Annotated in this window: 9 protein-coding genes and 1 pseudogene; 3 read left to right on the top strand and 7 right to left on the bottom strand. The window is 29.7% G+C overall.

Annotated elements, in window-relative coordinates:
• Positions 1-2,173: DNA helicase RecQ (gene recQ / locus SPD90_RS11505; RefSeq protein ID WP_320925326.1), on the bottom strand; the 2,173-nt coding region annotated here is incomplete at its 3' end.
• 131 nt (positions 2,174-2,304) lie between these two features.
• Complete coding sequence (locus SPD90_RS11500) at positions 2,305-2,583, bottom strand: hypothetical protein (RefSeq protein ID WP_320925325.1); 279 nt, start codon at positions 2,581-2,583, stop codon at positions 2,305-2,307.
• Positions 2,584-2,826: 243 nt separating this feature from the next.
• Here SPD90_RS11500 and SPD90_RS11495 point away from each other — a divergent pair, with 243 nt between their 5' ends.
• Together SPD90_RS11495 and SPD90_RS11490 are read left to right on the top strand one after the other, a co-directional pair.
• The gene (locus SPD90_RS11495) at positions 2,827-3,204 is read left to right on the top strand and encodes a helix-turn-helix domain-containing protein (RefSeq protein WP_320626429.1); all 378 of its coding nucleotides are present in this window, start codon (positions 2,827-2,829) and stop codon (positions 3,202-3,204) included.
• A 43-nt stretch (positions 3,205-3,247) separates the two neighbouring features.
• A complete protein-coding gene (locus tag SPD90_RS11490; RefSeq protein WP_320626430.1) occupies positions 3,248-3,655 on the top strand; it encodes an ImmA/IrrE family metallo-endopeptidase in 408 nt (135 codons plus the stop codon).
• 45 nt (positions 3,656-3,700) lie between these two features.
• Here the strand turns inward: SPD90_RS11490 and SPD90_RS11485 are convergent, their stop codons facing one another.
• Complete coding sequence (locus tag SPD90_RS11485; protein WP_320925324.1) at positions 3,701-4,339, bottom strand: endonuclease/exonuclease/phosphatase family protein; 639 nt, start codon at positions 4,337-4,339, stop codon at positions 3,701-3,703.
• 93 nt (positions 4,340-4,432) lie between these two features.
• Between SPD90_RS11485 and SPD90_RS11480 the strand changes: the two genes are divergently transcribed.
• On the top strand, positions 4,433-5,092 hold the full coding sequence (locus SPD90_RS11480; RefSeq protein WP_320626432.1) for a B3/B4 domain-containing protein: 660 nt from the start codon (positions 4,433-4,435) through the stop codon (positions 5,090-5,092).
• Positions 5,093-5,224: 132 nt separating this feature from the next.
• On the opposite strand, the gene SPD90_RS11475 is transcribed toward SPD90_RS11480, so the two are convergent.
• From SPD90_RS11475 to SPD90_RS11460, 4 genes and pseudogenes are all read right to left on the bottom strand, one after another.
• Positions 5,225-6,556: a GIY-YIG nuclease family protein gene (locus SPD90_RS11475; protein ID WP_320925323.1), complete on the bottom strand. Its 1,332-nt coding sequence runs from the start codon at positions 6,554-6,556 to the stop codon at positions 5,225-5,227.
• 154 nt (positions 6,557-6,710) lie between these two features.
• A complete protein-coding gene (locus SPD90_RS11470; RefSeq protein WP_320925322.1) occupies positions 6,711-10,073 on the bottom strand; it encodes a DEAD/DEAH box helicase family protein in 3,363 nt (1,120 codons plus the stop codon).
• Between the two features lie 94 nt (positions 10,074-10,167).
• On the bottom strand, positions 10,168-11,367 hold the full coding sequence (locus tag SPD90_RS11465; RefSeq protein ID WP_320925321.1) for a restriction endonuclease subunit S: 1,200 nt from the start codon (positions 11,365-11,367) through the stop codon (positions 10,168-10,170).
• Positions 11,368-11,373: 6 nt separating this feature from the next.
• Positions 11,374-11,613, bottom strand: a pseudogene (locus SPD90_RS11460) (SAM-dependent DNA methyltransferase); the annotation flags it as partial.

Raw genomic sequence — 11,613 nt, 5'->3', positions numbered from 1 at the left:
AATCTAAAGCTATTTCTTTAGGCTTTCTACTCTCTCCATCTAGTATTAGCTTCTTTCTCTTTTTGTCTTTCCAATCTACTTTTATGTCATTTTGTTCGACATATTGTTTTACTGTATCTATTATCTCTTGTCCATATTTTTCGATTTTTTTAGGTCCCATACCTGCAATGTCGTTTAGCTTATCTAATTCGAGTGGATATCTACCACTGATTTCCTTTAAGGTATTCTTAGGCATTATCATATGGTATGGTAGATTTTCCTTTCTTGCAAATTTAGCTCTTAGCTTTTTAAGTAGCTCGTACAAATCCTTATCTGTATCCACCTTAAAGAATTCTTCCTTTTCTTTAGAGCTTTTAGCATCGTTTTTATTTATTGATTCTTTGTCTATATTTTTATCTAATATGTACTTTTCAATTGCATTTATAAATTGTTTACCGTATTTTTGATACTTAATTTCACCAACTCCAGAAATATTTAGCATTTCATCTTCTGTAGTCGGATAACTATTAGCCATTGAAATCAAGGTAGCATCTCCAAATACCATATACGGAGCTATTTTTTCATTTGATGCTATATCTCTTCTTAAATCAGACAGTATTTCAAATAATTCATTTTTCTCTCTAGATTCTTTAACCACCTTGACCTCTTTAAATTCAACCTTTATCTCGCCTTTTAGTACTCTCATAGATTGGTTATTTAAATATACTGTTGGGAAACTGCCTCTAGAGCCTGGATTTTCTTTTATATCTAAAAATCCATGGGATATCAAAGTATTTATAAAGTTTTTTAATTCCTCATTAGAGTAATCCTTCATTATTCCATAAGTACTCAATTTATCAAATCCAGCCTCCAAGACCTTTTTATTTTTAGACCCTCTAAGCACATCTACTATCATTATTATTCCAAAATTTCTTTTCATTCTAAAAACACACGAAATAACCTTCTGTGCATCTAGCGTCTTATCAATTATTACTCCTTCGCTTAAACAATTGCTGCAGTTATTGCAATCTTCTTCTATTGTCTCACCGAAATACTCTAATATACTTTTTCTATAACAAGAATTGCTATAGACTAAATCTACCATCTGCTGTAGCTTATTGTATTGAATTGATTTTCTAGATAAATTTTCTGTACTTACATCTATTAAATACTTCTGTGTATGTACATCACTCGGTGAAAAAAGCAATATACACTCGCTCTTTTGTCCATCTCTACCTGCTCTACCTATCTCTTGATAATAGTTTTCTATGCTCTGTGGCATATTATAGTGAATGACCCATCTTATGTCTGGTTTATCTATACCCATACCAAAAGCATTAGTTGCAACCATTATATTAACTTCATCATTTATAAATTTATCTTGATTTGTCTTTCTATCGTTGTTAGACATACCAGCATGGTATTTAAGCACACTTATATCTCTTTTCAAAAGACCTTCATAAATTTTCTCCGCTTCTTTTCTAGTCGCAACATAGATTATTCCATTTTCTGATTTATGATTTTCTATGTATTCTAGTAAATATTTATTTTTAGCCGAAGATTTAACTATGTTTATATATAAATTTTCTCTATCAAATCCTGTTATATATACTTTAGGATTTACAAGACCTAGCATCTTTAAAATATCATGTCTAACCTCTTCTGAGGCAGTCGCTGTAAATGCAGTAACTATTGGTCTATTATCTAAACTATTTATAAAATAAGGTATTTTCTTATACGATACCCTAAAATCATGACCCCATTGAGATATACAATGAGCTTCATCTATTGCAATTTGAGAGATATTTTTATTTTTTATAATATTTAAAAAGTCTACATTCTCCAGCCTCTCTGGCGCAATATACAATATTTTATATTTATCATCTAATATATTTTTTAAAACCTCATTATAATCATTTATAGATAACGAACTATTTATATAACTAGCTTCAATACCCATAGTATTTAAAGTGTCCACTTGATCCTTCATAAGCGATATCAACGGTGATATCACTATAGTAATGCCCTCCATACATAAGGCAGGAATCTGGTAGCAAAGTGACTTTCCGCCACCAGTTGGCATTATAGCTAGAACATCCTCTCCACTTAAAATACTATTAATTATTTTCTCTTGACCCTTTCTGAAGGTCTTATACCCATAATACTTTTGTAGTATATCTAATATCTTATCCATATAATTCTCCTCGCTTGAATATATTGTTTCCGCTCATTATTATGCTATTTAGTTTATATCCAAATATTATACATAATATACATTTAACTAAGAATTATTATACTACAATTATTTACTCCTAATTTAAATTTTTATTTTGGAGAATATTTCCCTCTATTATCCTCCACATAGTTTAATAAAATTACTATTATATCCCTCAAAGCCCTCCATTCATCTGGAATATCGCACCAACATATGTACCTACTTCCCTCATTTTCAGTATATATATTGGATATATATGTGCAATCACTATCGCTTTTATATTTTTTTGCGCTTTGTTTTAATGGAAATTGCTCAAGTAATCGAATCAATTTATCTATATCTTCTTGGTTGATATTTTTTTCGACAACTGGTTGGAATTTCCTAATCACTTTAATAAAATCCTCACTAGCTAAAATATCACCAAATGAACTCCTGCTATAATTGGAATTTTTCACAACACGTGTATTTTTTCAATTTTCATACACATATTGTGTATGTTTATATAATAGCACCTCGAATAATATTTGTAAATATATTTCTATTCTTTTTGTGTTTATTTATTGAAAATAATACACATTTCGTGTTAATATATCTATAGAAAAAGTAAATTATTAGCAAAGGAGGTAAAAAATATGTTTGGACAAAATTTAAAAAATCTAAGAACATCTAAAAACCTCAGCCAATCTAAGCTGAGCAAAATTTTAGGAATTTCAAGTAGTACGATAGGTATGTATGAACAAGGTAGAAGATTTCCAGATCAAACTACACTTACTAAAATAGCAGATTATTTCGATGTATCAACAGATTACTTACTTGGTCGCAATCCTAAAAATCCTCCAACTGAATTTAAAGATGCTAAAGCTGCTATGGAATTTATATTAAAATTGCCTACTGTTATGGCATACGGTGGCTACGATGCCACAAAATTATCAGACGAGGAGATAATAGAATTCGCCAATGAATTATTACACCAAATCGAAATAATCAGCTATAAATACAAAAATAAATAAGATTATTAGATGATAATGTAAATTGTCAGAGGGAGGTAACTTATTGAAAGTCAAAAAAGCTGTTGAAGATTTAAAAGCAAAATACAATACAAATAACCCTTTTGAAATTTGTAAAAAAATGAATATTACTGTCAGTCAAACAAAGCTTAACGAAACTCTTAAAGCCTATTTTGCATATGCTTGTGAGAATCATCCACTTATTATAATCAATTCCAAATACATGGAAAAATCCAAGCACATACTATGTGCCCACGAGCTTGGCCATATAGTATTAGGTCATGTAGGCGTAAACAATTTCGAGGCTGAAAATCTAGATGCTGAAAGAGAAGCAAATTTATTTGCACTTTATATGCTGTTTGATGAAAGCGAATTTGATATAAAATTTGAAAATATGTCGAGCTATTTAATAAAATACACATTGGATAAAAATATAATATTAGCTAGTAAATAATCATAGGGGCGACTGCAAATTTTGTAGCTGCCCTTTAGTATTTTCTTATAATTCAAAATCCACTATAATTGGAAAATGATCTGACATATACACATCGCCAACTTCATATGACTTCACATTTAAAGCCTTATCTACAAAGCAATAATCTATTCTACTTTTACTAAAGGTAGGATAATTGTCTTTTTTTAATTCTACTGAAGCATCGTTGAAATTATTTATGCTCAAGTTTTTTTCATTGAAATCTCCACAGATTATATTTTTATCTTTCCCATTTATATTTTTTGTAAAATCTAACATCTCATCTATTTGCTTAAACCTCTCTATTTTATTGAGACCTAAATGGGTATTAATTATATTCAAATAATTATTTTCATCTATTTTTAATTTTATATATGCAAGACCCCTCTGCTCTTTTTTACTAGTTAAAAATACATGCTTTTTCTCTATTATTTTGTATTTAGAAAAAATACAAATGCCGTATTTTTGTGATTTTACATTTTCAGCAAAGATCCCGTTCATCCTAAGATAAAACTTCATAAATTCATACTGAGGATGCAAAACCTCTTGCAAGCATATGACATCACTCCTCTGTTTCTTTAGATACTTAACTATCTGAAACAAAGTTGTTTTTTTATTTTTATCCATACCTCTATGTATATTGTAGGAAATTATTCTCAATATCATCACCCTTTTTATCAATTTTATACTTTAAAATACTCTTATTTACTAATATAATTATAATCAGTTAGTTAACAAATTATTAGGAGGCAAAATAAAATGACTTTTTCAATTGACAGTGAAATAAAATCACTTTGTCCTAATGCAACTTTAGGAATATTAATATATTCTGTAACTGTAAAAAAAACTTCTGATTCACTTTTAGATAAATTTAATTCTACTATATCAGAATTAGAAAGCAAATACGTTACAGAAGATATAGTAAAAATCAACCACATACACACTACAAGAGAGGCGTATAAAGCACTTGGAAAATCTCCATCCTCTTACAGAAACGCTTCAGAAGCAATGCTTAGAAGAATAGTAAAAGGCAAAGGCCTTTACAATATAAATAATGTAGTTGAAATCAACAATATCATTTCTGTTTCTTCTGGATATTCTATAGGCTCTTACGATTTGAGCTGTGTATCTGAAAATATAACATTAAAGAGAGTTCCAGACGGAGAAAATTACGATGGAATAGGAAAATCGTCTGTAAATATCGAACACCTTCCTACTTTATACGATGAAGAAGGTCCATTTGGAAATCCAACTAGTGACAGCCAAAGAGCTATGATCAAAGAAGGCGAAAGAAAGGTGGCTAGCGTTATCTATTCATTTGATGGTAGCGAGAATTTAGAAAAATGGATGGCGGAATTTAAAGGCTTACTTGCAGAATACACTGATGCCAAAGATATCGAAACTTTCATAGTCGAATAGAAAATTAAGGACCGATATCCCTTAAACTATATAATCTAAAGGATATCGGTCTATATATTTATAATTGAGCTCAATTGTGCAAGTTTAAATATACATTTATATTATTGGCACAATTTTATTTTTTATACCTTTTTAATATAATTGTTCTTTATCTAGCTCTTCAATATATTTTTCAGCTAATTCATTTAATTGCTTTTTAAATTGTCTATTATCTAATTCTGATTTCTTTTCTACTTCTTCTAATATTTCAAATTTAAAAGATTTTGGTCCATATTTTTTCCAATCATTTTGAAGCTTTGGATTTAAACAACTATTGATTGATACTGAAAAGTTGAATCTATTTTCCATAGATTTTAAATCTATTTCACCCTTTATCAAGCTTTTTCCAGTTTCCGTATTAGTTATTTTATAAACACCGCCTGTTGTTTTCTTTTCTTTATATTCATATATCACTTGTTTGCGTTTTTCGTTTTTCATATCATTTTCACCACCTTTGAATTTTTTTATTTTTTCTCGAATTTTTTTATCCTCATCAGCTTTATCGGCTTGATCCTTTAAGGCTTTTTTCTTATTTCTACTTTTTATGACATTTGCACAGTTTCTACATGAAGGAGAGCAGTATTTTTCTCTATCTGTTTTTGCAAAAAACGCCTTATTGCAGTAGCTACAACGATTTAATATGCTGTTATCATCAGTTAGAGCAAATGCGTATATTACATCAATAGTAGATTGTAACGAATCAAAATCCCATTTAATTTGAGGCTTATCGAACATAGCCACAGTAAACCCTATCTTTTGTGGATTAAATTTGTCTGGCATTATCCCTACTGGTTCAGTTAAGTTAGCATTTTTGTAGATTATAAGTTGATTTAAATTTTTTGATATATTCTTGGCGTATTCGATTATCCAATCTACTCTTTCTGCATAAAACTTAGAAAATACTATATCCATAACTAACGGCTTCTTTCCATAAAATCTAGGCGAATCCTCTGCCTTTACAACAGTCAAATGTTCATCAAACTCTCTCGTATATATATCTTCCTCTGTCGCAAAAGGAGTAAATAGCTTTATATATTCATCGCTCTTCATAATACTATTATTTTCTAGATTTTGTATCGTGTTGCTTATTATATTGTTTTGAGTAAATAGTATGTTTTGTTCTCCTACTATATTTCTGTTATACACACTCGAGCTTATTAGACCAAGTAATCCGTAATTTTTTACAAATAAAATTAATTTATTGTAAATTGTAGCCTTTTCTCGCTCTTCCCTCAAAGCTTCATCCCCTAAATCTATTAAATCAAATAAAATCTTATTCGATTTTTCAAATGGATCGTAAATTGTATAATTACTGTTTTCTGCTGGAATTACATAAATATTTCCATTTGAATCCTCTCTCATATCGTAGTCGCTGTATTTTATCCATTTGCTTGTAAAGTTTTTTAGATAAAACTCATTTTTCATAATTTACCACACTCCTTTCTTTGTTTGTAATATGTGTTAATATATTATTATATTAAATATATTAACACATATTTTATTTTTTGCAAGTCTTTGCACAAAAAAAGCTAGTAAATTTAATGTATCTAAAAAATACATAAATTTTACTAGCTTTGATTTAGAATGCCTCTTCCGTCAATTCTTCTGAGTTTTTCTTAATGTTTCCTATAATATCTAGGATTTTTCTAGCATCATCCATATTATTTTTAAATAATTGAGTTATATTTCCTACGCTTCTAAATGGATCCTCCATAAATATTCTATTGTCTTCCACAAATCCATTTTTAACTATATAATCAACTATAAGCTTTACAAAGTGAATTTGTGTAGAATTTAATGTTTCACTATTTAGAAACTCAGAAAATGCTTCATTGGCAGCATGTCTGTCTAGTCCAACTATTTTTCTAACTAGCTTACCTAGTGGCATATCCCCAAATTCCTTTTCATAATCTGATGGAGTTCCAAGCTGATTCCACATTATATCCTCTAGTGTTTGTAAATCTTGCTTTGTTATCTTTTTATTATTTCTAAGCTTGTAAATTACCATGTCGTCTGTATGCTCTTTTAAATAATGTTCTACTTTTTGCTTATAATTTTTCAAGTCGTTTATATTGTACATTGCTCCTTTTGAAGCTTCTGTTACTATCATATCTTCAAACTGTGTATAATATATGCGTGTAATATCTGGCTCAATATATTGTATTAATTCCCTCATTGCTTCTCTAACTTCTTCTAGATCATTTATACCTACATTATCCCAAAATTCTTCATTTCTAACCTTGTCAATTATGTATTTTTGAGCCTTGACTTGAGGTATAGTTCCTAATCTTGCAAGCTGGTTAGCTGTGGATATAACACTTTTAATTCCTCTATTGGCATTAGTTTCAGATAATCTAGCAAGCTCTATAGTATACATTACAAAGTCGAATCTCTTAGCAAGCTCATCTTCACCAAAAGTCGTTATAAGCGGTGATATCTCATCCTTCAATTCCTTGGATTCAATAGCTCCTAACACCTTCAAGCTATCTTGATTTTTATACTTATTCACATACTTAGCATTCAATCTAACTCTGTAGCTTTCATCTGGCAATGCTTTTATCTGTTGATAAATACTCTCTGACAGAACCTTTCTGTATTCGACGTATTCTTCATCTGAGTATTTTACATCTTGAAGCTCCTTGATTATATCTACCTTCAGGTTGAATAATCTCTCGTCTAAAGAAAGAACTATCTTGCTTTCATATCCCTTTGGATTTTCTCTGAAGAAATCAAAATTGCTACAGTAATCAAATATCAAGAATTTATCCTTATCAAGTCCTAATCCAAGTAAATCCTTGCAAAGTCTAGTTCCTCTGCCTATCATCTGCCAGAATTTAGTCTTTGATTTAACCTTTTTAAAGAAAACTAGATTTAGTATCTCCGGTACATCTATTCCAGTATCGAGCATATCCACAGATACTGCAATTTGTGGTAGCTTGTCTTTTTGTTTAAAATTATCAATTATATTGTCGACATACTTAGTATCATAGTCTACAACTTGAGCAAATTTACCACCGTATTGTGGATAAATCGTATTAAATCTATCTACTATAGCGACTGCATGTCTGTGACTTTTTGCAAAAATTATAGTCTTTCCTAGGATATTTCCTCCTTCTATCTTCAGACCTTCGTCCATAAGCTTGCTCAAAACTAAATCTATCGTATCGGCATTAAACAACCATTTATTAATAGCTGCATTTGAAATTTCCTTATCTATATTTTCATCGTCGTCAAATGTATCCTCATACTGTTCCTTTTCCTCATCTGACAATTGATCGTATTTTATGCCATTTTCCATTATCTTAGTCTTTATCTCTAAAGTTCTGTAGTCGACTAAATAGCCATCCTCAACCGCTTGCTCGTATTCGTAAGCATAAGTCGGAACTCCATTTTCAAGGTCAAATACTGTATAAGTATTTTTATCTATCTCATCCTTTGGTGTAGCAGTAAGACCTAGCAAATTTGCATCAAAATACTCAAAAATAGTCTTGTATTTTCTATATATACTTCTATGAGACTCATCTATTATTATTAAGTCAAAATGACCTGGAGTAAACAATCTCTTGCCATCCTTTGACTTAGTATCATCTATAGCGTTCATCATAGTCGGATAAGTTGAAAATATCATTCTAGCACTCTCTGGATCTTCACTTTTATCTAATAAATTGCAAAGTGGCAAATCAGGTAATAATTTTGAGAATGAATTTTTAGCCTGCTTTACAAGCTCTTTTCTATCTGCCAAGAAAAGTATATTTTTCGCAAAATTATGTCTTGTAAGCATATCTACTAGAGATACTGATATTCTAGTTTTTCCAGTACCTGTCCCTGCTACTATTAAGCATTTTCTCTGTTTTTTGTCGAACGCCTCACATACAGCAATTATCGCTTCCTTTTGATAATATCTATTTGTGATTTCGTCTTTTATAGTTTTATAATCAAATGGTTTTCTTGTGCTTCTTCTATCTACTCTAAGCTGCAATTCATCCTTTTTCAAAAATCCTGAAACACTTCTTACAGGATATCCAGCAGCATCATCCCAAATATAGGTTTCAAATCCATTTGTCGTAAATATAATAGGTCTTTGATTGTATTTTTTCTCTAAACAATCTGCATAAAGCTTAGCTTGATGCTGACCTTTGTCTGGGCTTATACTCGCCTTTTTTGCCTCGATAACCGCCAGTGGTTTTCCATTATTTCCATATAAAACATAATCTGCATATCCTATTCCAGAATCAGTTGGCATTCCCTCGACTTTTTCTTCTTCTACTATATCCCTAGTGTTGAACTCCCATCCAGCAAGCTTTAGCTCGACATCTATAAATCGTTTTCGGGTTTCATATTCGCTTATATGTTCTACTTTGAAATCGTAGTTTTTAGTATTTTCTATTCTCTTTTCTGTAAGTTTATTTCTTAAGCTTTGATTCTCTGCGATTATTTCCTCTATTTTTCTATCCTTTGAGCTCAGCTTTTCATATAATTTCTTTAGCTCTTCAGGATTAGTTCTCTTTTCGTCACCCTTTTTCAATATAGTTTCATCAAACTCAGGCGCCGTATATTCATCTGCATAACAGTAATCAATCCACGATACAAATTGGTGTAAATTTCTAAGAGCTAAAATTGCCTCTTCCCTTTTTATAACTTGATTTGTATGGACTGACAGGTTCCCAGTTTTGATTATGTATTTTAACATATGAAACATCTCTGAATCTATCAAATACTTGAAGCTGTTATCGTGAACTAAACTAGAAAGATTATCTCTATAAGGGAGTCTTAACTCTTTATCAAAGCTGTATACCCATCTAACTGCTAGCTCCAATGCTCTTCTGCATAGAATCGCTGTAGTTGCAGGACTTATTAGTATGCTGTTTTCTGCTTCTATGCATGCTTGAGCAAAGCTTTGAAATTCCTTTTTGTCTTTTAAAAAATCGAAATTTCCTTTCATTTGTGTATCCCCCCGTTGGTTTCATTACTCGATTATATAATCTTGTACACATTTTTTTAATTATAATATATTTATTTTCTATCAATCAAAATTTTTATTCAAACAATTCTCCTTTAAAAGCTTTTTTCATTAATGAATTAAAGTTATCTTCTAATTCTTTTAAACTTTTTTCCATTTCAAATTTCAATTTGTCAACTTGCTTAACAAAATCCGCAAATTGATTTTGAAGTTCTATTGGCGGTAAAGGCAATTCTAAATTCTGAATATCTTTATTAGCAATATTAGCCTGTCTAACCCCTCTACTTATACCAGTTAATCGTTTTTTTATTTCTGGAACTTTCAATATATACGTTAAATAATATTGATTTAATAAATCTTTATTTTTAATATCTAATTTAGCATTTCGTTGATTTAAATAATATTCATCATAATCATCGCCCATAATACATACATTTCCATAATCATCCTTGCCTACTGTCCCTGTTAATGAAATTACTAAGTCTTTTGGTTTTATCAAATATCGATCTAATTTTTTATCTTTTTTCCAAAATACTAAATTTGTAGATTTAAAATAGCCAGAATTTATATTACCAATTTTCAACACCGGAATACCTTCCTCTAGAAAATCTGTACTTTTAAATGAATATCCTCCTATTACATCAATTAATTCGTCTAATTTTATAATAGTCCATTTTTTATTATTTATATTAACATCACCAAACATCTCTACAAATCGTGATTTAACTAATTTATCTAATTCTTGTACTTGTTTTCTTTTTTTGATTATTAATTCTTGTGATTTATTTAAAACATTAACTATTCTCATTTGTGTATCTAAATTTGTAATTTTTATTTTTAAATTTTTCAAATCATTCACAGAAAAACTCGCTTGATTAACCGATTTTTTAGTTATTTTAGGTAATTGTCTTTTAAAGTCATCATTATTAAAATAATAGTATACATATTTAGGATGTATAATTTCCTTATTAGGACGTAAACATAATAAATTCATTCCATGTATTATACTTTTATCCATATTTTCATATATTGCAACTTTACCTAAATGCTTTTCACTATTAATATGAGACATTAATATATCACCATTTTGTAAAAGATAATCTTCATATTTATTTAAGTCCATTATATTCGCATATCCCATCTTATTTAAATCTACATATCCATTTGCAATGGTTTCTATTCGTGTTATAGGATAGCCTTCTTTTGTATCAAATTGCTTTATACTTGCTCCATTTCGTATAAATTCAAATACCTCACTCAATTTAACATATTCCATACTCATCTACCCTCTCAACATCTCTTCCAATTCACCAATACCTTTGACAATCTCATCCTCAAGCTTCTTCACCCTCTCAAGAATAACCTCAGGCGCATCATAAACAACTTCCTCATACTCGATTTCCTTATACTTATTAATAGAAAGATCATAATTATTCTCTCTAATCTCATCTACATCCACAAAGAAACTTTGCTCAGTTCTCTTTCTATCAACTTCACCATCAAGATTATTAAATCTCTCAAC

Source organism: Intestinibacter sp. (assembly GCF_034113885.1).
Lineage (GTDB): Bacteria > Bacillota > Clostridia > Peptostreptococcales > Peptostreptococcaceae > Intestinibacter.
The sequence above is the reverse complement of the archived record's forward strand: the minus strand, read 5'-3'. Positions and strand labels throughout refer to the sequence as shown.